22 protein-coding genes are annotated in these 23,083 nt (G+C 43.0%); 19 read left to right on the forward strand and 3 right to left on the reverse strand.

The window, feature by feature from the left end:
- Positions 1-9: 9 nt before the first annotated feature.
- The gene (locus tag ACTXGK_RS16370; RefSeq protein WP_443517333.1) at positions 10-588 is read right to left on the reverse strand and encodes a Fur family transcriptional regulator; all 579 of its coding nucleotides are present in this window, start codon (positions 586-588) and stop codon (positions 10-12) included.
- Between the two features lie 199 nt (positions 589-787).
- Between ACTXGK_RS16370 and ACTXGK_RS16375 the strand changes: the two genes are divergently transcribed.
- The 13 genes from ACTXGK_RS16375 (at position 788) to ACTXGK_RS16435 (ending at position 13,799) form a co-directional block, all read left to right on the forward strand.
- Positions 788-1,669 carry a metal ABC transporter solute-binding protein, Zn/Mn family gene (locus tag ACTXGK_RS16375; RefSeq protein WP_443517332.1) on the forward strand — a complete coding sequence of 294 codons (882 nt, stop codon included), beginning with the start codon at positions 788-790 and terminating at the stop codon, positions 1,667-1,669.
- 286 nt (positions 1,670-1,955) lie between these two features.
- Positions 1,956-2,354, forward strand: coding sequence for an ATP synthase subunit I (locus tag ACTXGK_RS16380; protein ID WP_201601528.1), 399 nt, complete (start codon positions 1,956-1,958; stop codon positions 2,352-2,354).
- A 682-nt stretch (positions 2,355-3,036) separates the two neighbouring features.
- The gene (gene atpB / locus ACTXGK_RS16385; protein WP_075106457.1) at positions 3,037-3,903 is read left to right on the forward strand and encodes a F0F1 ATP synthase subunit A; all 867 of its coding nucleotides are present in this window, start codon (positions 3,037-3,039) and stop codon (positions 3,901-3,903) included.
- A gap of 33 nt (positions 3,904-3,936) precedes the next feature.
- On the forward strand, positions 3,937-4,185 hold the full coding sequence (gene atpE, locus ACTXGK_RS16390; protein ID WP_010197960.1) for a F0F1 ATP synthase subunit C: 249 nt from the start codon (positions 3,937-3,939) through the stop codon (positions 4,183-4,185).
- A gap of 117 nt (positions 4,186-4,302) precedes the next feature.
- Complete coding sequence (locus tag ACTXGK_RS16395; RefSeq protein WP_058023503.1) at positions 4,303-4,773, forward strand: F0F1 ATP synthase subunit B; 471 nt, start codon at positions 4,303-4,305, stop codon at positions 4,771-4,773.
- 13 nt (positions 4,774-4,786) lie between these two features.
- Positions 4,787-5,410: a F0F1 ATP synthase subunit delta gene (locus tag ACTXGK_RS16400; RefSeq protein WP_201601531.1), complete on the forward strand. Its 624-nt coding sequence runs from the start codon at positions 4,787-4,789 to the stop codon at positions 5,408-5,410.
- A 93-nt stretch (positions 5,411-5,503) separates the two neighbouring features.
- A complete protein-coding gene (gene atpA, locus ACTXGK_RS16405; protein ID WP_201601534.1) occupies positions 5,504-7,048 on the forward strand; it encodes a F0F1 ATP synthase subunit alpha in 1,545 nt (514 codons plus the stop codon).
- A gap of 216 nt (positions 7,049-7,264) precedes the next feature.
- Positions 7,265-8,146, forward strand: a complete 882-nt coding sequence (gene atpG, locus ACTXGK_RS16410) for a F0F1 ATP synthase subunit gamma (protein WP_057762000.1) — start codon at positions 7,265-7,267, stop codon at positions 8,144-8,146.
- 38 nt (positions 8,147-8,184) lie between these two features.
- Positions 8,185-9,618 (forward strand): F0F1 ATP synthase subunit beta, encoded by a 1,434-nt coding sequence (atpD, locus tag ACTXGK_RS16415; RefSeq protein WP_397477899.1) that lies wholly within the window; start codon positions 8,185-8,187, stop codon positions 9,616-9,618.
- A gap of 109 nt (positions 9,619-9,727) precedes the next feature.
- The gene (locus tag ACTXGK_RS16420; protein WP_058023508.1) at positions 9,728-10,144 is read left to right on the forward strand and encodes a F0F1 ATP synthase subunit epsilon; all 417 of its coding nucleotides are present in this window, start codon (positions 9,728-9,730) and stop codon (positions 10,142-10,144) included.
- A gap of 621 nt (positions 10,145-10,765) precedes the next feature.
- A complete protein-coding gene (locus ACTXGK_RS16425; protein ID WP_058023509.1) occupies positions 10,766-11,482 on the forward strand; it encodes a response regulator in 717 nt (238 codons plus the stop codon).
- Between the two features lie 316 nt (positions 11,483-11,798).
- On the forward strand, positions 11,799-13,487 hold the full coding sequence (locus tag ACTXGK_RS16430; RefSeq protein ID WP_201601548.1) for an ATP-binding protein: 1,689 nt from the start codon (positions 11,799-11,801) through the stop codon (positions 13,485-13,487).
- A gap of 132 nt (positions 13,488-13,619) precedes the next feature.
- Positions 13,620-13,799: a hypothetical protein gene (locus tag ACTXGK_RS16435; protein ID WP_058023511.1), complete on the forward strand. Its 180-nt coding sequence runs from the start codon at positions 13,620-13,622 to the stop codon at positions 13,797-13,799.
- A gap of 33 nt (positions 13,800-13,832) precedes the next feature.
- Here the strand turns inward: ACTXGK_RS16435 and ACTXGK_RS16440 are convergent, their stop codons facing one another.
- Positions 13,833-15,317 (reverse strand): ATP-binding protein, encoded by a 1,485-nt coding sequence (locus tag ACTXGK_RS16440; RefSeq protein ID WP_443517331.1) that lies wholly within the window; start codon positions 15,315-15,317, stop codon positions 13,833-13,835.
- Positions 15,318-15,754: 437 nt separating this feature from the next.
- On the opposite strand from ACTXGK_RS16440, the gene rpsP reads away from it, so the two are divergent.
- The 4 genes from rpsP to rplS all read left to right on the forward strand — a co-directional run bounded on the left by rpsP (position 15,755) and on the right by rplS (position 18,188).
- Complete coding sequence (rpsP, locus tag ACTXGK_RS16445) at positions 15,755-16,024, forward strand: 30S ribosomal protein S16 (RefSeq protein WP_021812802.1); 270 nt, start codon at positions 15,755-15,757, stop codon at positions 16,022-16,024.
- A gap of 164 nt (positions 16,025-16,188) precedes the next feature.
- Positions 16,189-16,722, forward strand: a complete 534-nt coding sequence (gene rimM, locus ACTXGK_RS16450; protein WP_443517329.1) for a ribosome maturation factor RimM — start codon at positions 16,189-16,191, stop codon at positions 16,720-16,722.
- Positions 16,723-16,798: 76 nt separating this feature from the next.
- Positions 16,799-17,563 (forward strand): tRNA (guanosine(37)-N1)-methyltransferase TrmD, encoded by a 765-nt coding sequence (gene trmD, locus ACTXGK_RS16455; RefSeq protein WP_443517327.1) that lies wholly within the window; start codon positions 16,799-16,801, stop codon positions 17,561-17,563.
- Positions 17,564-17,768: 205 nt separating this feature from the next.
- Complete coding sequence (gene rplS / locus ACTXGK_RS16460; RefSeq protein ID WP_102093129.1) at positions 17,769-18,188, forward strand: 50S ribosomal protein L19; 420 nt, start codon at positions 17,769-17,771, stop codon at positions 18,186-18,188.
- 250 nt (positions 18,189-18,438) lie between these two features.
- Here the strand turns inward: rplS and ACTXGK_RS16465 are convergent, their stop codons facing one another.
- Positions 18,439-18,999, reverse strand: coding sequence for a DUF4442 domain-containing protein (locus ACTXGK_RS16465; RefSeq protein WP_443517325.1), 561 nt, complete (start codon positions 18,997-18,999; stop codon positions 18,439-18,441).
- A gap of 511 nt (positions 19,000-19,510) precedes the next feature.
- On the opposite strand from ACTXGK_RS16465, the gene ACTXGK_RS16470 reads away from it, so the two are divergent.
- Together ACTXGK_RS16470 and uvrC are read left to right on the forward strand one after the other, a co-directional pair.
- Complete coding sequence (locus ACTXGK_RS16470) at positions 19,511-21,037, forward strand: DUF3360 family protein (RefSeq protein ID WP_443517323.1); 1,527 nt, start codon at positions 19,511-19,513, stop codon at positions 21,035-21,037.
- Positions 21,038-21,190: 153 nt separating this feature from the next.
- Positions 21,191-23,035, forward strand: coding sequence for an excinuclease ABC subunit UvrC (gene uvrC, locus ACTXGK_RS16475; RefSeq protein WP_371532830.1), 1,845 nt, complete (start codon positions 21,191-21,193; stop codon positions 23,033-23,035).
- The last annotated feature ends 48 nt before the right edge of the window (positions 23,036-23,083 follow it).

Here is a 23,083-nt window from a genome sequence, read left to right on the forward strand (position 1 = left end):
GAATAAATCTTATTGGCAAACTTGGCAACGACCACTAAGCTCAATCACACTACGCTCAACAGTAAAACCCACATCTTGCTCAGCGAAACTCATCATTTCTTGTACTGGTAAGCTGCTACATTCTTGAACCCGCTGGCACTGATCGCAGATTAAAAAGGCAGCCGTGTGTTGTGCTCTGGGATGGCAGCAAGGAACATAAGCATTGATAGACGTTAATTGATGAATCAAACCTTCACTTAGTAAAAACTCCAAGCTGCGGTAAACCGTTGGCGGCGCAACATTTTTTGGCGCTCGCTTTTGGGTTGATGGTTTTTCTATAGATTGCTTTGATAAGCCTGATGCTTTTAGCGTATCACTATCATCCATTTCAAAGAGGCGCATTTGCTGCAATTGCGTGATTAAGTCATAAGCACCAACAGGTTGATCAGACTCTAAAACCAGCTGATATATCTGCTGGCGCAAAGGGGTAAAACGTGCCCCACTCAGACGACAGTGCTCTTTTGCTGCTGCTAAGCGTTCAATAACGTCATGCGGAGTCAAATCTTGCACATCATGTAAATGTTCGCAATTCGATGAGGTAGTAGACATAGTACAGGCTCCCAAAAATAGCATGGTAATCGCATGACGTTTTTTATGATAGCGTTTTTTATTGTTATAGTATAACATAATAAACGTGGAATCGAATCAGTTGTCTTACCTCTCTTATATATATTGATCATTTTTTATCCATGATGCGGCACGACACTGTGACTCATAATTTTGTTACTCATTCATTAAAGAGCTTACCATGAACTCTGTTTTTACTTATTTACGACGCTCAATCATTACGTTACAGCGCTTACTGATTACAGGATTGGTAGTCTTAGGCTCTTTTACATTAAGCGCGCACGCAGCAACGGTCAGTGTCAGCAATCATCCTATGTTTTTACTTAGCCAAGCTGTGACGGAAGGCACCCCTTCTGCTAACCAAATTTTACAAGCTGGCGATGTCGGTCACCATGGCAGTATTAGTCCAAGTGATAAGAAAGCCATTCAAGACAGTAAATTTGTGGTTTGGTTTGGTCCCTCATTAGAAAACAGCCTGACTGGCAGTTTAGAGATGGCACCTAATGCCATTGACCTATTTGCTTTTGATGCTTTTACTCGACATCCTCTTCGTAATATTCAAGGAAAACCTATTGCAGGCACATTTGATCCACATATCTGGCTTGATCCTGAAAATGCAAAGGCCATTACTCGTGCTTTAGCTGTTATCCATAGCCATGCCAATCCAGAGTATAAAAGCACCTACCAAGCCAACGCCAAAAAGTTTGCACAGCGTATGGACAATGCTGTAGCAAAGATACAGCAATCCACACAAAAACAGCGTCCTTATTGGGCCTATCACGATGCCTATCAATATATTGAAAATGCCACAAAAATAAAGCTGGCAGGTAGCTTAAGCCCAGACCATCACCTTGCCCCAAAAGCAAGTCAATTGCGCTGGCTTAATGACAATCGTCCAGCCAAACAAATGTGCTTGATCAACCAAAGCACCGCTAGCAAAGGATTGCTTGCCAAATTGCAACCTATTAATACCACTGTCCAAATCGAAGACATGAGCGATAGCGAAGACTTTGTAGAAGGATGGACAGCAATGGCTCAGCAAATCCACCAATGCATATCCTAGAATAGGAAGCCATTCGTTAGGGCTGTTCTAGAGGCTAGAGTTTTAAAAAGAGTGAGACAGCTGTTTTTCAAGTATCTGGTACGGCTACGTAACATAGCAATAGCAGTGGATTGCGTTAGGTGACTGATAAAAGTCATATTTTACTTGCTTAATAGTGGCTGTCTCCTTATAATAAGTGGCGTTTTATTTTGGTTTAAAGGTAATGCCTGTAGAGTAAGTCATTTACGGATAAAAGTGTCGCAAGTATGCTATATTATCCCAATGCTGAAAGGCTATAGGAATATCGATGACCAAGCCTGCCAAACGCACGCAAAAAGATAAAATAGGCATCTATATCAAACGGCAAGCATGGATATTGTTTATCCTTATCATTATTGCTTGGATTATAGATACGATTTGGTTACGTAGTGAGCTTACTGTAGCAAAGAGCGCCGCCATTGGTGCACTGCTCAGTTTCACGACTCAAGCCGTTTTTGCTTTTTTTATCTTTTGGTACACTGGATATCGCGCGCGCCAACATATCGTTAGCCAGCTATATCGAGGTCAAATGGCTAAATGGCTGTTGACTGTGTTTGGTTTCGCACTAATTTTTATTACCGTACAACCCCTATCGGCGCCTGCGCTGTTTATCGGTTTTATGGTAATGCAAATTAGTCACAGTTGGATGTTGTGGCATATACGCTAGCGCTAATAAATGATCACTACATAGATAATTTATTAATAGTACTGGCACGTCACCCTGCCGTCCAACTTCTCTATGACTAGTTCAGAAAGTCAAAGTACAAAACTGTCCCATGACAGCACCAATGATTATAAAAATCGAAGTATGAGCCTCTATGTCAGGCGCAGTATGCAACGACACAGTGATAGGGTAGAGCTGACCAAGCTATTAACCTCACTGATGATTAAATTTTTACAGTTTAGTTATGGACGACTAACTATATTAGTAGCCGTTATTGTCAGCTAACTTATTCATACAGTGGATAATAAAATCATAATTGACTTTACACGAATACAACGCTGCATTAATATAGGCAGCTAAATATTTTGTTTATGAGCGCTACACTAAGCGCCGGTCGTAAAAAACGGCCAGTAGACAAGCACATATATAATAATTTTGCGTATACATGCAAGGGCTATTACTGAGTTATCATAAGCCCTTTTTTGATAGCTAAAATTTATGTCAAGTTATCAAATATAGCATTAGTAATAGAACTATGGGTTGGATGTTGTTGGTTACATGGGTGCTTTTAGTATGATTTATTTGTTTGTTTAGTTACAAGGCAAATAGAAATACCAAACCCCATCAGATGACAACCATATTTTTGGTAGTTGATTAAATCGTTGATTAATAAGAAGCTTACATTATGGCATCCGAGCAAACATCATCAGAATATATCTCTCACCACTTAACGAATTGGACGTACGGCTATCTGCCGGGCGAAGGTTGGAAAGTTGCCTATGATGCTGAAGAAGCAGGGCAAATGGGCTTTAACGCTATCCATCTTGATTCTATGCTATGGTCAGTTGGTCTAGGTATTTTATTTTGTACCATCTTTTGGATGGTTGCCAAAAAAGTCACCTCAGGCGTACCAAGCAAAACTCAAGCAGCGGTTGAGATGATCGTTGAGTTTGTTGATAACAACGTTCGTGATTCGTACAGTGGTACATCAAAATTGATCGCGCCATTGGCGTTGACTATTTTTGTTTGGATCTTCTTGATGAACTTGATGGATTTGATACCTGTTGATTTTATTCCAGGTATTGCAGGTCAAGTTGGCGCCGCTATGGGTCACGATCCACATCATGTTTTCTTTAAGATTGTCCCAACGACTGATCCTAACATCACGCTTGGCATGTCGTTCTCTGTCTTTGCACTGATTATCTTTTATAGCATTAAAGAAAAAGGGTTGGGCGGCTTTATCGGTGAGTTAACACTGCATCCATTTAGCGCCAAAAACCCGATCGTACAAGCGATTTTGATCCCGATCAACTTCATCCTAGAAGCAGTTACCTTAATAGCAAAACCTGTATCACTTGGTTTGCGTCTATTCGGTAACATGTATGCTGGGGAATTGATTTTCATACTGATTGCTCTAATGCCGTTTTGGATTCAATGGGCGTTATCGGTACCGTGGGCTATCTTCCACATCTTAGTTATTACACTTCAAGCGTTCGTATTCATGATGCTGACGATAGTTTATATGTCGCTTGCATCATCAACTGAACATTAATTAGACATTCAATAGGTAAATGAGGATACATCAATGGATCCAGTATTAGGTGGTTACACAGTTATCGCAGTAGCACTACTTATCGGTCTTGGCGCACTTGGCACAGGTATTGGTTTTGCTATTCTAGGTGGTAAATTCTTAGAAGGCGTTGCTCGTCAACCAGAGCTTGGCTCACAGTTGCAAACTCGTATGTTCATCGTAGCAGGTCTTTTGGATGCTATTCCGATGATCGGTGTTGGTATTGCTATGCTATTGTTGTTCGCTAACCCTCTAGCAGGTTAATCCGAAAGCTCAGTTGTACATGTTTGGTGCTCAAGGGTTTTCTATTAAAGATAGTCAAGATTTGACTACCAAACATGATCAATGAAACTGATTTTTCATTAACAAAGAGGTGATCACGTGAATATCAATTTTACCCTCGTCGGTCAAGCCATTGCTTTTGCAATATTTGTGATTTTTTGCATGAAATTCGTGTGGCCACCACTTATCGGTGCCATCAATGAGCGTCAGCGTAAAATTGCTGAAGGTCTGAATGCCGCAGAAAAAGCAAAAGCAGATTTGGCGACCGCGGAGCAAAATGTCCAGCAGGAACTTGATCTTGCAAAGACCAAGGCTGCCGCTCTAATTGAGCAAGCAAACAAGAGTGCCAATCAGCTCATCGAAGATGCAAAATCGCAAGCCCAAGCGGAAGGCGAGCGCATTCGTCAACAAGCGCAAGCGTCTATCGACCAAGAAATCAATCAAGCGCGTGAATCATTACGTGCCCAAGTTGCTGAACTGGCTGTACTTGGTGCAGAGAAGATTTTGCAAGACAAAGTCGATGTGCAAAAACATGCCAGTATGTTAGACCAACTGGCGGCGAAGCTGTAATTGTGAGGATATAATGGCTGACTTATCAACCTTAGCACGACCGTACGCTAAAGCCGCGTTTGACTATGCCAATGAAAACGGCGCTGTACACGAGTGGGAAGATTTCTTACTTGTCGCTAGCACTGTTGTCAATGACAAGTCGTTCAGTACTTGGCTAGACAATCCAGCTGTTTCTGCTGAGCATAAGTCAGCTGCTTTGGTCGATCTTTATGACTCACAAGTGGCCGGTGATAGCGACTCTGCTTTTAAACAGCTACTAGGCGAGAGCAAAGGTTCTCGCTACGGTAACAGTATTAGCTACCCTAAAGTATCACCCCAGCTCAATAATTTTGTTAAGCAGTTGGCGCAACAAGAGCGTCTAGCGCTGCTTCCTGAAGTTTATGAGCATTATCGCCGTCACAAGGCAATAAGCTTAAAGCAGCTTGACGCATATGTGACTTCTGCCTACCCATTGACTGATGACCAGCGTCAAATGCTACAAACGCGTCTTGCTACCTCGCTAAATGCCAGTGTAGTGATTCACGAATCAGTTGATCCAAGTTTATTGGCAGGCGCTACAATCAAAGTCGGTGATAAAGTCATTGATGATTCGATGCGCGGCAAGTTACAACAGTTAAAAACACAGCTAACTGCCTAATGCCATTTATCGACGCATTCATATATTACGTGCGTCATAGCAAGAGCATTTGAGTCAGTGGGCGGGTTATCATAAATTAAAGGAAACAAGGCAATGCAACAATTGAATCCAGCGGAAATCAGTAACCTGATTAAGCAGCGTATTCAAGACCTTGATGCGGGTGCAACTGCAAAGAATGAAGGCACGATTGTCAAAGTATCTGACGGTATCGTGCAGATTCATGGTCTTGAAGATGCCATGTACGGCGAAATGATTGAGTTTGAAGGCGAAATCTACGGAATGGCTCTAAACTTAGAGCGTGATTCTGTTGGCGCGGTAGTACTTGGCGATTACCTAAAGCTGCAAGAAGGTCAAAAAGCCTATTGTACTGGTCGTATTCTTGAAGTACCAGTAGGTCCTGAGCTGTTAGGCCGTGTTGTTGATGCTTTGGGTAATCCTATTGATGGCAAAGGTCCGATCAATGCCAAGATGACTGATAAAGTCGAAAAGATCGCTCCAGGCGTTATCGACCGTCAGTCAGTAGATCAACCAGTAATGACTGGTTATAAAGCCGTTGATACCATGATTCCAATCGGTCGTGGTCAGCGTGAGCTTATCATTGGTGACCGTCAGACTGGTAAAACAGCGATGGCTATCGATGCGATCATCGCACAGAAAGCTTCAGGCATTAAATGTGTATACGTGGCTATCGGACAGAAACGTTCGACTATCGCTAACGTCGTACGTAAGCTTGAGCAAACTGGCGCACTAGAATATACCACTGTTGTGGTTGCTTCAGCATCAGAGCCTGCAGCACTTCAGTATATCGCACCGTACTCAGGTTGTACGATGGGCGAATACTTCCGTGACCGCGGCGAAGATGCACTGATTGTATTTGATGACTTATCAAAGCAAGCAGTTGCTTATCGTCAGATTTCACTACTATTACGTCGTCCGCCAGGTCGTGAAGCTTATCCTGGTGACGTATTCTATTTACACTCACGCCTACTTGAGCGTGCATCACGTGTAAATGCTGATTATGTAGAGAAGTTCACTAACGGTGAAGTGAAAGGTAAAACTGGTTCTTTGACCGCACTACCAATCATTGAAACACAAGCTGGTGACGTATCTGCATTCGTACCAACTAACGTGATTTCGATCACTGATGGTCAGATCTTCCTAGAGTCTAGCTTATTCGCCTCAGGTATCCGTCCAGCAGTAAACGCTGGTATATCGGTATCTCGTGTTGGTGGTGCCGCTCAGACTAAGATCATCAAAAAGCTATCTGGTGGTATCCGTACCGCTCTAGCTCAGTATCGTGAATTAGCAGCATTCGCTCAGTTTGCCTCAGATCTTGATGACGCCACTCGCGAGCAGCTTGATCATGGTGAGCGTGTAACTGAACTGATGAAGCAGAAGCAGTATCAGCCGATGTCAATCTCTGAGCAAGCAGCCGTTATCTATGCTTCAAACGAAGGCTTCTTAGCTGACGTACCTGTCGAAAAGATTGGTTCTTTCGAAGAAGCGTACCTACGTTATATGCATGATGAGCAAAGTGAATTGATGCGTGAGATTGATGACACTGCGAACTACAATGATGATATCGCAGGTCGTTTAAAGTCATCTCTAGAGACCTTTAAACAAAATCACAGTTATTAATTTAACGGGTTAAGCCGAATTGGTTATAACTGTAGCTTAGAGCTGATAAAGTGGCGCGTTGTCTGACCAGATATTTGCGCCACTGTTTTAACCATTACCGGTATTAGATCGCGTAATGCCACAAGATATAAAATGTTATTCTGTAGGATTGATGTTGTATATCAAACGATTGTCGCATGCGCCAATGCTTTTTAACCCTCTTATATTGGAATCATTATGGCAAGCTTAAAAGAGATACGTGCCAAAGTCACCAGTATTAAAAGCACCCAGAAAATTACTCGTGCTATGCAAATGGTAGCGGCAAGTAAAATGCGCCGTGCGCAAGAGCGCATGGAAGTGGGTCGCCCGTATGCTGATAGTATGCGCCGGGTTATTTCACATTTGGTGCATGCCTCATCAGACTACAAACATCCGTATATGGTATCGCGTCCAGTCAATAAGGTTGGCTATATTGTCATTACCTCTGACCGTGGCCTAGCGGGTGGTTTGAATATTAATTTATTCAAAGCCCTAACTAAAAGTATCCAAGATTATCAAGATCAGTCTGTACAAGCTGAGTTTGCAGTCATCGGTGCCAAAGGTGTGAGTTTCTTCAAGAACTTTGGTGGTAAAGTTACATCGGCTGTGACCGATTATGGCGATAAACCAACGTTTGAACAATTAAATGCACCGGTTCAAGCAATGCTTGAAGACTATAGTAACGGCAATATTGACCGTATCTATGTGGTCTATAACCGATTTATCAATGCGATGACTCAGAAACCAACAGTCAATCAGTTGGTTCCTCTACCAGAGCAGTCATTTGATGATGAAGACAGTGGTCTACAGACAGAACTTAGCTGGGATTATATCTACGAGCCTGACATCAAGACGTTAATTGATGAATTGCTTGGTCGCTATATTGAGTCGATTGTTTATCAAGCGGTAATGGAAAACATTGCCTCTGAGCAGTCTTCACGTATGGTAGCCATGAAAGCGGCAACAGATAATGCTGGTGACCTTATTAACGATTTACAGTTGGTTTATAACAAGCTGCGTCAAGCGGCGATTACCCGAGAAATCTCGGAAATCGTTGGCGGTGCTGCTGCTGTTTCATAATTGACTACACCTATATATAGAAGTTCAAGGAGAACGCAATGAGTAGCGGTCGTATTGTACAGATTATTGGCGCGGTTCTTGACGTTGAGTTCAACCGTAATGAAGTTCCTCAAATTTTTGATGCCTTGCAAGTAGATGGTACCGAAACTACCCTAGAAGTACAGCAACAGCTAGGTGACGGTATTGTACGTACTATTGCAATGGGTTCAACCGAAGGTTTAAAGCGTAACCTACCTGTTACTAATACTGGCGCACCTATCTCTGTGCCTGTAGGTACTGGTACGCTAGGTCGCATCATGGATGTTCTTGGTCGTCCTATCGATGAAGAAGGTCCTGTTGTTGCTGACGAAAAATGGTCTATCCACCGTGAAGCGCCAAGCTACGCGGATCAGTCAAACAGCACTGAGTTACTAGAGACTGGTATCAAAGTTATTGATCTACTTTGCCCGTTCGCTAAAGGTGGTAAAGTTGGTCTGTTCGGTGGTGCTGGTGTTGGTAAAACCGTTAACATGATGGAGCTGATCAACAACATCGCTCTAAAACATGAAGGTTTGTCAGTATTTGCGGGCGTCGGTGAGCGTACTCGTGAAGGTAACGATTTCTATCACGAAATGCAGGAAGCTGGCGTTGTAAACACCGAAGACTTCAGTAAGTCTAAAGTAGCAATGGTATATGGCCAGATGAATGAGCCACCGGGTAACCGTTTACGTGTTGCACTGTCTGGTTTGACCATGGCTGAGTACTTCCGTGATACCAAAGATCCTGTTACTGGCAAAGGTCGTGACGTACTATTGTTTGTTGATAACATCTACCGTTATACACTAGCGGGTACAGAAGTATCAGCATTGCTCGGTCGTATGCCGTCAGCGGTTGGTTATCAGCCAACACTAGCTGAAGAAATGGGCTTACTACAAGAGCGTATTACGTCAACTCAGTCAGGCTCTATCACGTCAGTTCAGGCGGTATATGTACCTGCGGATGATTTGACCGATCCATCACCTGCTACAACGTTTGCTCACTTGGATGCAACAGTTGTACTAAGCCGTGATATCGCATCACAAGGTATCTATCCTGCGGTTGATCCACTCGATTCAACGTCACGTCAGCTAGATCCACAAGTAATCGGCGAAGAGCATTACAATGTTGCTCGTGGTGTTCAGGAAGTTCTACAGCGTTATAAAGAGCTTAAAGACATCATCGCTATCTTGGGTATGGATGAGTTGTCAGAAGAAGATAAACTGGTTGTTTATCGTGCTCGTAAGATCCAGCGCTTCTTGTCTCAGCCATTCCACGTAGCCGAAGTCTTCACTGGTGCACCTGGTAAATATGTACCACTACGCGATACCATTGCTAGCTTTAAAGCAATTATTGCTGGTGAATACGACGACCTACCAGAGCAAGCGTTCTACATGGCTGGTAGCATCGACGAAGTTGTTGCTAAAGCAGAAAAAATGAAGTCTAAGTCAGCGTAAGTTGTATGCGCATAAGCTAACGAGTAGATATAAACCTTATATCTACTCTTCAGTAACGCATCGCAGTTTTACTGTTTTTTGATCGCGCTTTTATGGTAAGGAGTTAAGTATGGCAACGTTACAATGTCGCGTCGTAAGTGCTCGTGAAGAGTTATATTCAGGCGAAATTAGCATGTTAATAGCTACTGGTACCGAAGGCGAGATTGGTGTATTGCCAGGTCACACACCGCTTATTACTTTGCTAAAACCGGGTGCAATGCGAGTGCAAAAAGCAAACGGCGAAGAAGAAGTGATCTATGTTTCAGGTGGCGTATTAGAAGTACAACCAAAAATGGTTACCGTATTGGCTGATACGGCCATGCGTGCGCATAATCTTGACGAAAGCAAAATCGTTGAAGCACGTAAAAAAGCGGAGCAAATGCTGGTCAATCAATCTGATACATTACAAACCAATGCGGCTTTGGCCTCACTTGCAGAGTCAGTAGGACAATTACAGACTATTCGTAAGTATAAAAACCGCGCATAATTCATTACTGATAGTTCTAGCTAATCATTTAGAGTTATCGCTAGAAGTAATGATAAAAAGACAGTCCATTATATGGGCTGTTTTTTTATGTCTACTTGTTAATGATTGATTCACTTTATCATGATTGACCTCGATAAGCTCTGAGGTATGAATAAATGAATTCTCTATTTTTTAAAGCAAAATGGCTCATCTATGATTGAGAGAAACAATATTAGAATATTCCGAAAAGTTACTGGCGACAATCGTAATATGTCGTTATATTAGATAATGGAACATCGTAAATAAACAGCGATGATTGAGTGTATTTGAGCAACCTTAATCATTCATTTGATAATTCATATGCACTTAGATATTAAGTAGTCTGCAAAAGTAAAACCATTAGCTAATGCAGAAATATATGACATTATTTTTGGACGTAAACTAAAGTTTTAGTCGATGTAGTTTATAGGTTTTGTTAACGACTATCAGCTATAGTATAGGAAGCGATACGTTTAATAGTATACTGTGCTGCTAAGTTTGTAACAGCTATACGAACATCGATTGTGCCACTTTATGGTGCTATTAATTTTTACCGCTCTTACTTTTACTGCTTTTAAATTAGATGTATTAGAGGATATAACAATGACAACGACTGAAGAAGACAACACCCCCCGAATCTTGATTGTTGAAGATGATGAGCGTCTGGCCATGTTGACTCAAGATTACTTGGTCAAAAATGGTTTAGAAGTAGCAATTGAAACTGATGGTAACCGTGCTATACGCCGTATCGTCAATGAGCAACCAGACATGGTCGTACTTGATGTTATGCTTCCTGGTAGCGATGGTCTGACCGTATGCCGTGAAGTGCGCCCGCATTATCAAAATCCAATTTTGATGTTGACTGCACGTACTGAAGACATGGATCAGGTATTGGGTCTTGAGATGGGTGCTGATGATTATGTCGCCAAGCCTGCTCAGCCACGTGTATTGCTTGCCCGTATTCGTGCTTTGCTACGTCGTTCAGAGAATGCACCATCAGAAGACGTGCCACAGCGTCTAGAGTTTGGCGAGTTGGTCATTGATAATGGTGGTCGTTCAGTCAATCTAGGTGATGAATTGGTTGATTTTACCAGTGCAGAATACGATCTACTATGGTTGCTTGCGTCTAACGCAGGTCGTATCTTATCTCGTGAAGATATCTTTGAACGTCTACGCGGTATTGAATATGATGGACAAGATCGTTCAATCGATGTGCGCATCTCACGTATCCGTCCAAAAATCGGTGATGATCCAGAAAATCCAAAACGTATTAAGACGGTACGTAGTAAGGGTTATCTGTTTGTGAAAGAAGGTAACTAAGTCATTTTTGCTCATTTAATGACTGAATATTGATCGCCGTTTGAAAAAACCAGCCTAGTTGCTGGTTTTTTTTGTGGCTAAATTCTAATTTTTGAACTTAAATGCGGTGTTATGTGGTTTAATTAAGCACTTATTATAGACGCGAACTAAATGCACAAGATGTCTATTCTGTTTGGATGATCATTACATATCCATTAAAATATACCATTTAGCGTCTGATAATCCTATTCAACAGTGTTCGATATCAATCACATAGCAGCGATTATATGCTAGATGATGTCAGCAGTTTTTATTTATTAAGTTGGTCACGGCACGTATGTCATTAGTCTCTTCTTTAAAACACAGTATTTTTGTTCGTATCTATGCTGGACTACTTATAGTCTGCTTGTGCGTAGCATTGTTTGCGCAGTTATTGATGGGTACTATCAATAAGGAGCGTGTACAGTCCTATCGTGAAAACATGGCAATGGGGGCTTTTCATTTGGTGAGCGAAGGTATCTCTCACCAAAATACTGCAGAAGAGCGTGAATACTGGCTGTCTGATGCCAGTAGTTTGTTTGGTGCAAATTTTAAAATCATACCTATTGATGAAGTAGATTTTACTGCCAGCGAGCTACGACGCTTTAAAAATGATAATACGGTCGTTCGTTACGTCGAACAGCCTGTGTATGCAGATGTTTATTATCGCTTGCCGGATAATGAGAATGTCCTAACAGCACGGATATCGGAAGTCACGGAGCAGCAAGTCAGAGCCATTGCTGTCTTTTTATTGGACGATTTGTCTTATGAAGTCACCTTGTCTGATAAACGCGCGCGCTTGGCTGAACTTGAGGAGAAATTTTCTTTCCCTCTGGCATTTGTGCCCGTTAACACGCTCGATTTAGATTCAGATCAAATGTCGCGCCTACGCCGTGATGAAGTGGTCATCTCATTGCAAGACCCTAATAGTAGTACCAGTAGTTCGGCCATCAAGATAGTGGTTCCGTCTGAAATTAATGATATGGCAGTCTTGATAGGCCCTGTACCCTTATTTAACTGGTTTCCACTTAATTTAATTATTAGTATGATTCTGATTAGTATGTTTTTAATCAGTTTGGGTGTTTATGCGCTCATTTTCCCACTTGAGCGCAAGCTGCAGCTGATTCAAGTGGGTGTTAATGAGGTAAGTAAAGGCAACCTTGATATTCAAGTACAAGTAATTGGTCAAGATGAGATCGCACGTTTATCAGCGACTTTTAACGCGATGACGTCACATATTAAGCGTTTGATTGAGTCGCAACGAGAGCTCACGCGAGCCGTATCACATGAGCTTCGTACGCCAGTTGCGCGTATTCGATTTGCGGTAGATATGCTGGCTGATACTGATGACGAAGATTCACGTTTCATGCAGCGTGACTATATCGATGAAGATATTGAATCACTTAATGGCTTGATTGATGAGATTTTGACTTATGCCAAGCTCGAAGAGGGCTCGCCAAAATTAGATTTAGAACCAGTAAATCTCAGAGAATTGCTACAGCAGATTGAGCGTGAGACCAATGCGCTAGGTAAGCCGATTAAAATAGTGACCAACTTGCCAAATGCGAAAGTAACCGCGATTGCCGATCGACGCTATCTGCACCGTGTGATTCAGAATCTTGCAGGTAATGCTTTACGTTATGCCGAGACCACGATCATTATTAGTGCTGGTGTCAAAAAGGGCAATGCATTTGTCAGCGTCGAAGATGACGGCCATGGTATTCCTGAGGCTGATCGTGAAAAAGTATTTATACCGTTTTCGCGCTTGGATGATAGCCGTACACGAGCATCAGGCGGCTACGGCCTAGGTCTGTCTATTGTATCGCGCATTGCCTTTTGGTTTAATGGTAGTATGAAAGTAGATGAGAGCCGAGATCTTGGCGGCGCAAGATTCGTAATGACATGGCCTATCAAGCCGCTCACACAAATTTTGGCTGCTGACGAATTGACACAAGAAAAAAGCGAACGCGATTTTGACACTAAATAACAATACTGAACAATGATGACAAGTAAAAAATTTGTCATCATTAAACGAACCTGATTACCAATATTTTGATCATCAGGTGTCATGCTTGCAGTAGCTTATTCTAGGGTAGTTTGACAATATAGGAGGCAAAGGATGCCATATTTATTTGGTGGCTTGGTGCTATTAAATGCGATCACGCTGGGTTACTACTTGTTTCTAAAGCAGCCATCAACAACCCAAACGCTCAAGACAGCCAAAGAAGAAATTACTCAGCCATTAGCATTTACTAATAGTGCTGAATATATTCCGCCTATTATTGGCAGCAAAGATTAATTTATCCACGCAGGGTTTTCTCAAGCGATCGTGTTAAGGATTTTCTGCATTCGATGTAATACTATCGGCTGTAGATGTGTCATGGACTGCATCAGCAGCCAAGGTATTGTCTCCAGCAACTTTAGAGAGTAGGGGTATACGCACACATACTTGCAACCCACCATCAGGGTGATTGATGGCCTCGACTGTACCATGGTGTAACCGCGCAATGCGATCTACAATGGCCAGCCCTAGACCGCTACCTTGGGTAGTGCGTGCGGTCTCTCCACGCTCAAATGGCTGCATGATACGCTCCAATTGATCCTCTGCTACACCGTCACCGCAGTCACGCACACAAATCATCAGTTGCTCTTGTGCTTCCTTATTGACAACGTTTTCACTGACGACATCGCTATCTTCTTCTTCAACCGTTTCTATAAATGTTGGTATTACCGTGGCTGATAGATAAATCGGCGGTTTGCCATAACGATTGGCGTTATTGATTAGATTAATGATGAGACGCTTGATGGATAAGGGGCGTACAGGAACGACCTTGTGACATTCTGATTGATAAACGAACTTCATCGGTGCAAACTGCACCATGATCTCATTAAATATCGTGTCCAAATTAGTCAAGCTAACTGGCTCATCGGAACCATCCTTCATAAATGAGATGAACTGCTCCAAAATCGCATCCATATCCTCAATATCGTAAATTAGCCCTTCACGAAAAAAATCATCTGGCAACATCTCAGCAGTCAGACGCATACGAGTCAATGGTGTCCGCAGATCATGTGAGATACCAGCGAGCATAATAGTTCGCTCTTTTTGGGCCTGATTTAACGTTGTAAATAGACGGTTGAAAGCCATGTTTACTTGACGTATCTCGGTAGGGCCTTTTTGCGTTGGCAGTGTGGTCGCATGACCCAAACGAATATAGTTAGTCGCTGCACGTTGTAGATAACGTAAAGGACGGTTCAATTGACGTGCTAACAAAATAATGGTCAGTAGCGATAAGATAGGCAATCCAATCAAAAACAATATGAGCAATGTTGGGCTGTACTGTGAATAGTAAACCACTGGTTCACGAATCCAGAAGCTGTCATCGCGGCTGTCTTGTACCCAAAGCTGCGGTGTTGGTTTGAACTTGAAATAAACTTCGACAGGTCGACCCAGCTGCGCACCAATCTCATACTGAAGTACATCAGTAAAGAAGCTCACAAATGCTTTGTCAGCCACCTCCGGAAAGTCACTGGGGTTGTTCACCACCACGACATGAGAATGTTGATAAACCCATTGGCGGATATCAGGACGATATTGCCAGTCTTTATTCACACTATTAATTAATCGCAGCTCGCTTGTCAAATAACGCGCATGGTTTTTGAGTTCTGGTAGGTACAGACTGCGCCAAAAGAATAAAATCGACAAACTCACACTGATGAGGACAATAAAAGCGACCATCAAGGTTGTCAGCCAAGTATTGGAGTAAGAACGTGGTAGCCAACCTTTGCGACGGGGCTTTGAGTTTGGAGTAATCATATAAATCCAGCAGATTAAGAAAATGTCTGATTAAATTTGGTTTTGAGTTGAGCCGCGATTTTATTTTGGAGAAAGAGCGGGTTATTTCTAAACATGGCGGCTGAGAGTAGGGTGTGTCAGTCTACTTCAACACACCATAGAATAGCATAATCAATGAATCGTGCTGTGAGGCTATTCATTTAAGCAGTTTGTTATGTACCTCTCCAATATTTTAATAATATCAAACTTAAAGCGCGGTATATTTTAGTAACTGATTAAGATAGACCGTCGTTGATAATTGTATAAAACGCATGGTTATGCTCGATTATGTTTTACATAGACTGGTATTTAAGCTATTGTTAATAAATAATTAAATATGCGCAGTTTATGTTTTCAACAAATAAAGACTGTGATATAATTATGCCCTTTTTGGTATACCTGCGAAAGAGAGAATTCACATGGTTGTTATTCGTTTAGCACGGGGCGGTGCCAAGAAACGCCCATTTTATCAAGTAGTTGTTGCTGATCAACGCCGCGCGCGTGACGGTCGCTATATTGAAAACATCGGCTTTTTTAACCCACTCGCTAAAGAGTCTGAAGAAGCAGTACGCCTAAACATGGAAGCGTACAATGCGTGGATCGCAAAAGGTGCACAACCTTCAGATCGCGTTGCTTCATTAGCAAAAGCTTACAACAAGTCTGCAGCACAAACTGAAGCAACTGCTTAAGTTTTCGTTGTTACTGAGCCACTTGTAGTATGACTACAAGACGACTCAGTAGACTTAGAATACATAGCGTAACTGGTCTGACCAGGGTGCGCCATTAACTGTTTATCGCTTTTGACACAATTGTTTTTGCAATTGCTGTTTTAATCATTGTTAGGTTAGCTGCTATGTCATCCACTCCAAACGCTAGTGCCCTTATGAAAATCGGTCAACTTAAGAAGCCTTATGGCATCAAAGGCTGGCTTTGGGTGTTTAGTGATACGGATGATCGTACAGCGATATTCGATATGAAGCCGTGGTGGATGAAAACTGCTACTGGCATGAAACCTTTGACTGTGAAAGCTTGGCGTGAGCAAGGAACAGGAATTGTGGCTCAATTTGAGCAGATTCCTGATCGCAATGTTGCTGAGACCATGAACGGCGTGACTGTTTGGGTCGAACAAAACGTCTTGCCGGAAACAGCTGAAGACGAATATTATTGGTCGGATTTGGTCGGTTTGCGCGTGATGAACGAGCAGAACGAGTATCTAGGCAATATCACTGAAATGTTTGAAACTGGTGCCCATGACATCATGCGCGTGGCAGCCAACTCAGACAGTTTGGATAATGAAGAGCGCCTAATTCCATGGCATAAGCAAACTGTAATAGAGGTCAATATGACTGAAAAAACAGTACTTGTGGCATGGCCGAGTGATTATTGATATCAATTCTGGCTCTTAGTCAGATGTTATTGATAGTCACACCGATTATTTTAGCCTCAATGCAAGTAGACATCAGATGTATTTTGCCGTAATTAGTATTTTTCCTGAGATGTTTGCCACGATTCGTGAGTTTGGAATCACGGGACGGGCAGTGACTCAGGAGCAAGTTACGATTGAATGCATTAATCCACGTGATTATACCACTGATAACTATCGCCGTATTGACGAGCGCCCGTATGGTGGCGGTCCTGGGATGGTGATGATGGCTGAGCCATTGTCAAAAGCCATTGAGGATGCACGCTTGCGTGCCAAGCAATACGGTTGCCGTGTCGATAGTGAGCATTGTCCGGTGATTTATATGTCACCGCAAGGGCAAACGCTTAGTGAGAGTAGCGTCGTCGGTATGACTGATTACGATGGCATGATTTTGTTATGCGGTCGTTATGAAGGTATTGATGAGCGCCTACTGTCACAGTATGTCGATATGGAAGTATCACTAGGTGATTACGTGTTGACTGGTGGTGAGCTACCAGCAATGGTGCTGATGGATAGTGTGATACGTCGTCTGCCCGATATCATGGGTGATGATAAGTCAGCAGAGCAAGACTCGTTTGTCGATGGCTTGCTTGATTGTCCACACTATACCAAGCCGCATGAGTTTGCGGGCATGGCAGTTCCTGAAGTATTGCTATCAGGGCATCATGCCAATATTGCCAAGTGGCGCTTTAGTCAGCAAGTCAGTCGTACGCAAGCGCGTCGTCCAGATTTGTGGCAAGCGTTTATCCCAACGGCAGAGCAAGCGAAGTGGCTTAAAGCACTAGCGAAAGCAGATAAAAAGTAGGTTGTTGATACCTTATTTTATCGTCATTAAACTTGATAAACAGTTAAGAAACAGAATTTTGAGCAATAATAAAACGAGTCATCGCATAGTGGCCGTTGGTTATAACCCATTTATGTTGTATCTCACTATAAAGAGATATGATTAATTATTACAAACAGGTGATATGCGTAAAGCCTCTATTATCTAATGTGAGGAGATAACTCTCATGAGCAACAAGCATCCATTGGTTCAGGTCATCGAAAACGCTCAATTGATCGAGCGCCCAAACTTTGCACCCGGCGATACCGTTGTGGTACAAGTAAAAGTACGTGAAGGTGAGCGTGAGCGTTTACAGGCTTTTGAAGGCGTTGTAATTGCTAAGCGTAACCGCGGTTTAAACTCAGCGTTTACCGTACGTAAAATCTCAAGCGGCGTTGGCGTTGAGCGTGCATTCCAATTGCACTCACCAATCATCGATAGTATTGAAGTGAAACGTCGTGGTGCTGTTCGCCGTGCGAAACTGTACTACTTACGTGAGCGTTCTGGTAAATCAGCACGTATCCGCGAAAAACTTGCGCCACGTCCAGCTCAGAAAAAGACTGACGCTGGCGTACCTGATGCAGTTGATACTGCACCTGGTATCTAAGTACAAGTTTGCCGTTTTGAGTTGATTGTATGGTTTTAGAATTGACTCAAAACAAGGTAATAGTAGATACAAGCCCTTATTCATAGGTTTATTTATAAATAAGCGGGCCATACCAAAAAAGACAAAACCCCAATCTATGCGAATGCTGGATTGGGGTTTTTGTATGTGCACGCTTATCAATTTAGGCTTGCTGGGCGATTAGCTGGATATTAACAGATGATAGGTGCTACTTCTTACGAATAGTCGAAAACTATTCAGTATGAGGCGTCTCAATTCGGCTGGCTTGCTCTTTAGATTTACTGTATTTGCGCAGTCTGATATACAAGGTTTTGGTGACGGTAGCAATGAGCTTTTGCTGGTCGTCTACGATATCGACTTTATATTCACGAAACACAGCTTCACCGTCTTTCGCTAACTCTTGAATGGTAATCACCTCAGTGCTAGGTATTTTCATTCGTGCTGTGACTCTGCTATTTCCCGGTGCGATAAAATCGATATTTGAGCTTTTGTCCCAGACCACATAGTTGCTACCCAATTGATGCATCAGCATGAGCATATAGAAGGGATCAACCATAGAATACAAGCTACCACCGAATTGAGTACCGACGATATTTTTGTTGAGAGTGGTCAGTCCCATGCTGACCACACACAATCCCTGATCGAGGCTGATGTGGTCGATTTTGATGCCTGCACCGATATAGGGCGCGTAAGTATTGAGTCGCAGCTTCAGTAGGTGCGGGGTCAGTAGCGGCATGATACTTTGCTTGGCTCGACGCTTCAAAGTCTCAAAATTGCTGGGTAGTACACTCATAAATCTATCCTGTTGCTTTTATTGATTTTTCAGTGATATGGGTAACGCTGTTTTTTAGTACTTACTATTAGATGATAAACGACAAAGACATTTATCATAGTTAAAAATGACTGCGCTCGCTAGTTTTAAAGCGTAACTGAGCATAGTCTTTATAGCTATCGTAAAGCAATATTTAGTATTTATTATAACTATCTTTAGTATTTAGTTATATGATAAAAAATATTCAGATGTAAGTCATTCTTAAGGAAATTGGGCTTTAATTTAATTTTACGCCCAAATCAGCGCTGTTTTTTCCTGATAGTTTCCTATTAAGTTCATTCCTGTATTCAATGAAAACTTTAATTTATGTGTCATAACGATACATACAGTCTCTTTAATTCACCTTAAATTCGCATTTTCTTATCCCTTAACATACAATGGTTTTCCGTTTATTATGACCGCTCGGTCATTTAGCGAATACCAAATTAAAAGTATCAGCCAATCAAAAACGCAATCAACACAAGGAAATGTGATGAGTAACATTCAGACCTCATCTTCAGGGTCTAATACGCCGCGACCAAACCCAATCAATCAAAACAGCGAATTGCAGGGTAGTTATATAGATTTGCATAAGCCAAGTTCAAGCTTTGACAGTCGTGACGCTTATCTAAACCATGAGTTGCAAATCATGCAGCCAAAACGCTGGCGTCCCAATTTACCATTCCGTGACTATCGTTTTGAGTATGAAGATACTATCCCTGCGATGGCAGCGACCATCGGTAAAGTGGTCATGGTGGGTGCGATTGCGGCAACCTTTGCAGGCCCACTCGGCCTAGGTGATGCCTTTGTTTTAGAAAACGTTCGTTATGAGTTGTTGATTGTCTCGTTCTTTATTATCTTATTTTCAGGATTTTTGCTACCGACGGCCAACCTTGCCGGTACTCATGGGCCACTTATTCCATTGATTCCTATTGTTGTGGCTGCAGGTGGTCATCCAATGGCTTTTGGACTACTGATTGGTGCTTTTGGTCTGCTGCTCGCTATTAGTAAAGGGGGGAGCTTACTGGCTAATTTGACCAGCAAAGGCGTATGCGGTGGCCTATTGATTTACTTGGGCTTTATCGGAACCACCTCACAGGTTAAGAACCTTTTTGCTTGGGCAGAAGGGATTGGCATGTCGCACATTGCTTTCTTTATTATTCTGGCGACTATCCTGTTGTATGCATTGCTTGAGCATTGGCAAAAACGCTGGCTTGCGGTTCCGCTCAGTTGCGTATTAGGCGGCGGTCTTGCTTTTGCATTGGGCGCACCTTTTGCGTTCAAAACAGCACCAGGTCTACCGCATATGAATCCAATGTACTGGTGGGGTGAGAACACAGGTTGGATGTTAGGGCTACCGACGATTGAAAGCTTCATTGTGGTATTGCCGTTTGCTATTTTGGCCGTGGCAATGTGGTCACCAGATTTCTTAGGTCATCAGGTATTCCAAAAAATCAGCTACCCTAAACGTACTGAAAAAGTACTTATGGACATCGATGATACGATGACCAGCGCTTCATTTCGTCAGGTAGTTGGCTCTGTATTGGGTGGTGCCAATTTTGCGTCCTCTTGGGGAACGTATATTGTCCCTGCGGCGATTGCTAAGCGTCCGATTCCTGCTGGTGCTTTATTGACGGCTTTGTTCTGTATTATCGCAGGTGTATGGGGCTATCCGATGGATTTGGCCATCTGGCAACCAGTGATGTGCGTAGCATTGATCGTTGGGGTGTTTATCCCACTATTAGAGGCTGGTATGGAGATGACGCGCGAAGGTAAAACCACGCAATCTGCCGCTATTGTGGTGTTTGCTTCTGCCTTAGTGAACCCAGCCTTTGGTTGGTCACTCACGCTATTGCTTGATAATTTGGGCTTGATTGGCTCAAAAGAGCGCAGCGCCAGTTTGACTAAAATGAGCCGCTGGATTATACCGGGTATTATGTTTGTGGTACTGACCGGGGTGATGGCTATCGTTGGTATGTTGCCGGGTATTCCAGCATTGATGGCAAACTTCCGTCATTAGACCATTAATGATTAGCATATGACCGAACAAACGAAGTCAGCATAAAGCTGGCTTTTTTTATGCGTGCTATTGGGGCAATAATCAGCTTGCAAAACCACGATTACTGCCCCATAACTAGCAGTATTACTAAGATTTTTAAGAGCAATACATTCTATGGTTACTGTCTCAGAGTCGAGTCCTGTCGATGATAAAAAAGCCCGTCTTAAGCATCTGATCAAGAACCTGCCCAATTTGCCAGGGGTATATAAAATGCTGGGCAAAAACGGCGATATTTTATACGTTGGTAAAGCCAAGTCGTTAAAGAGCCGTGTAAACAGTTACTTTGCAAAGACGATTGATCATCCAAAAACGCGGGCGCTAGTGGCACGGATTCATAATATTGAGACCATCATCACGCGTAGTGAGACCGAAGCGCTGTTGCTCGAGCAGAACTTAATTAAAGAGTATCGCCCGCCTTATAACGTCTTGCTGCGTGATGATAAGTCGTATCTATACGTGTTTATCTCAGCGGATAAGCCTTATCCACGTTTGGCGTATGGGCGCGGCAAAGGCAATCATCAAAAAGGCCGTTTCTTTGGCCCATTCCCCTCTGCCCATGCAGCAAAAGAAACGCTCGTGTTGATGCAAAAAATGTTTCAAATGCGCCAATGTACCAATACTTTTTTTAAGCAGCGTCAGCGTCCTTGTCTGGAGTATCAGATTAAGCGTTGCCGTGCGCCCTGTGTCGGCTTGGTATCGCCAGAAGAATATAAAGAGGACGTTAATAATACCATTCGCTTTTTGAAGGGAGATTCTAGCGATATTCATAGCACGCTGATTGAGAAGATGGAAGGCGCGGCTGAAGCACTGGATTTTGAAAAAGCCGTTCTTTATCGTGATCAGCTGTCGATGCTACGCGAAGTGCAAGCAAAGCAGGCCGTCTATACGGTGCAAGGTGAGGCAGATGTGATTGCGATTGCTAGTCAGGCTGGCATGACTTGTGTCAACGTGCTGACCGTACGCGGTGGTCGTGTGTTAGGTGGCAAAAACTATTTCCCTGATGTGGACAGTAGCGAGCCGCTAGCAGATAACCTATCGGCTTTTATTACCTCGTTTTATTTTCAGGTGACCGACGATCTGCCAGCCGAGATTATATTAAGCCATGAGATTCCTGATCAGGTAGCGGTAAGCGAGGCTCTCGCAACGCATTTTGGCAATAAAGTGGTCATCAAAACCAATGTACGTGAGCATCGCTCAGAGTGGCTGGACTTGGCAACGCTGAATACCAGTAATGCGCTAAAAACTAAGTTGGGCGATTATTTGGAGCTACATGCACGCTTTGGCGCGCTAAAAGACGTACTGGCTGAGGTGACTGATCGCACCATTGATCGGATTGAGTGTTTTGATATTTCCCATACCATGGGCGAGGCGACCATCGGTAGCTGCGTGGTGTTTGATCAAGGCGGCGCGCGCAGGCGTGATTACCGTCAATATGCGATTCATGATATCCAAGGCGGCGATGACTATGCAGCGATGAAACAAGTGCTGACAAGGCGGTATAAAAAGCAGCCGTTGCCTGATTTGCTGCTGATTGATGGTGGTAAAGGTCAGCTGAGTATGGCAAAAGAAGTACTGGTTGAATTGGGTATTCTTGGTGATACCTTGCTCATTGGTGTTGCCAAAGGGGAAGGGCGTAAGGCGGGACTCGAAGTCTTGCACTTTTTAGATCATGAGCCGCTTGATTTACCTATGGATAGCAAAGCATTGCATTTACTGATGCATATTCGTGATGAGGCGCATCGTTTTGCGATTACCGCGCATCGTAAAAAACGCGACAAGCGTCGTTCATCATCGGTGCTCGAGGTGATACCAGGTCTTGGTGAAAAGCGCCGCCGCGATTTGCTCAATCACTTTGGCGGTATGCAGCAACTGCTTGGCGCGTCACAGCAGGAACTTGCAGGCGTGCAGGGCATTGGACCTGTACTGGCAAAAACGGTTTATAAAGTATTGCACGAGTAGCTCGATCTATTATTTTTACCAATAACTTGATAGCGTCCAAAAAAAAGG

This window comes from Psychrobacter sp. T6-5 (assembly GCF_052258485.2).
Lineage (GTDB): Bacteria > Pseudomonadota > Gammaproteobacteria > Pseudomonadales > Moraxellaceae > Psychrobacter.

What these genes read in the sequence shown, in the direction of transcription:
- ACTXGK_RS16370 (WP_443517333.1), bottom strand. Translation starts at nt 588, where the DNA reads ATGTCTACTACCTCATCGAATTGCGAACATTTACATGATGTGCAAGAT.
- ACTXGK_RS16375 (WP_443517332.1), top strand. Translation starts at nt 788, where the DNA reads ATGAACTCTGTTTTTACTTATTTACGACGCTCAATCATTACGTTACAG.
- ACTXGK_RS16380 (WP_201601528.1), top strand. Translation starts at nt 1,956, where the DNA reads ATGACCAAGCCTGCCAAACGCACGCAAAAAGATAAAATAGGCATCTAT.
- atpB (WP_075106457.1), top strand. Translation starts at nt 3,037, where the DNA reads ATGGCATCCGAGCAAACATCATCAGAATATATCTCTCACCACTTAACG.
- atpE (WP_010197960.1), top strand. Translation starts at nt 3,937, where the DNA reads ATGGATCCAGTATTAGGTGGTTACACAGTTATCGCAGTAGCACTACTT.
- ACTXGK_RS16400 (WP_201601531.1), top strand. Translation starts at nt 4,787, where the DNA reads ATGGCTGACTTATCAACCTTAGCACGACCGTACGCTAAAGCCGCGTTT.
- atpA (WP_201601534.1), top strand. Translation starts at nt 5,504, where the DNA reads ATGCAACAATTGAATCCAGCGGAAATCAGTAACCTGATTAAGCAGCGT.
- atpG (WP_057762000.1), top strand. Translation starts at nt 7,265, where the DNA reads ATGGCAAGCTTAAAAGAGATACGTGCCAAAGTCACCAGTATTAAAAGC.
- atpD (WP_397477899.1), top strand. Translation starts at nt 8,185, where the DNA reads ATGAGTAGCGGTCGTATTGTACAGATTATTGGCGCGGTTCTTGACGTT.
- ACTXGK_RS16420 (WP_058023508.1), top strand. Translation starts at nt 9,728, where the DNA reads ATGGCAACGTTACAATGTCGCGTCGTAAGTGCTCGTGAAGAGTTATAT.
- ACTXGK_RS16425 (WP_058023509.1), top strand. Translation starts at nt 10,766, where the DNA reads ATGACAACGACTGAAGAAGACAACACCCCCCGAATCTTGATTGTTGAA.
- ACTXGK_RS16430 (WP_201601548.1), top strand. Translation starts at nt 11,799, where the DNA reads ATGTCATTAGTCTCTTCTTTAAAACACAGTATTTTTGTTCGTATCTAT.
- ACTXGK_RS16435 (WP_058023511.1), top strand. Translation starts at nt 13,620, where the DNA reads ATGCCATATTTATTTGGTGGCTTGGTGCTATTAAATGCGATCACGCTG.
- ACTXGK_RS16440 (WP_443517331.1), bottom strand. Translation starts at nt 15,317, where the DNA reads ATGATTACTCCAAACTCAAAGCCCCGTCGCAAAGGTTGGCTACCACGT.
- rpsP (WP_021812802.1), top strand. Translation starts at nt 15,755, where the DNA reads ATGGTTGTTATTCGTTTAGCACGGGGCGGTGCCAAGAAACGCCCATTT.
- rimM (WP_443517329.1), top strand. Translation starts at nt 16,189, where the DNA reads ATGTCATCCACTCCAAACGCTAGTGCCCTTATGAAAATCGGTCAACTT.
- trmD (WP_443517327.1), top strand. Translation starts at nt 16,799, where the DNA reads ATGTATTTTGCCGTAATTAGTATTTTTCCTGAGATGTTTGCCACGATT.
- rplS (WP_102093129.1), top strand. Translation starts at nt 17,769, where the DNA reads ATGAGCAACAAGCATCCATTGGTTCAGGTCATCGAAAACGCTCAATTG.
- ACTXGK_RS16465 (WP_443517325.1), bottom strand. Translation starts at nt 18,999, where the DNA reads ATGAGTGTACTACCCAGCAATTTTGAGACTTTGAAGCGTCGAGCCAAG.
- ACTXGK_RS16470 (WP_443517323.1), top strand. Translation starts at nt 19,511, where the DNA reads ATGAGTAACATTCAGACCTCATCTTCAGGGTCTAATACGCCGCGACCA.
- uvrC (WP_371532830.1), top strand. Translation starts at nt 21,191, where the DNA reads ATGGTTACTGTCTCAGAGTCGAGTCCTGTCGATGATAAAAAAGCCCGT.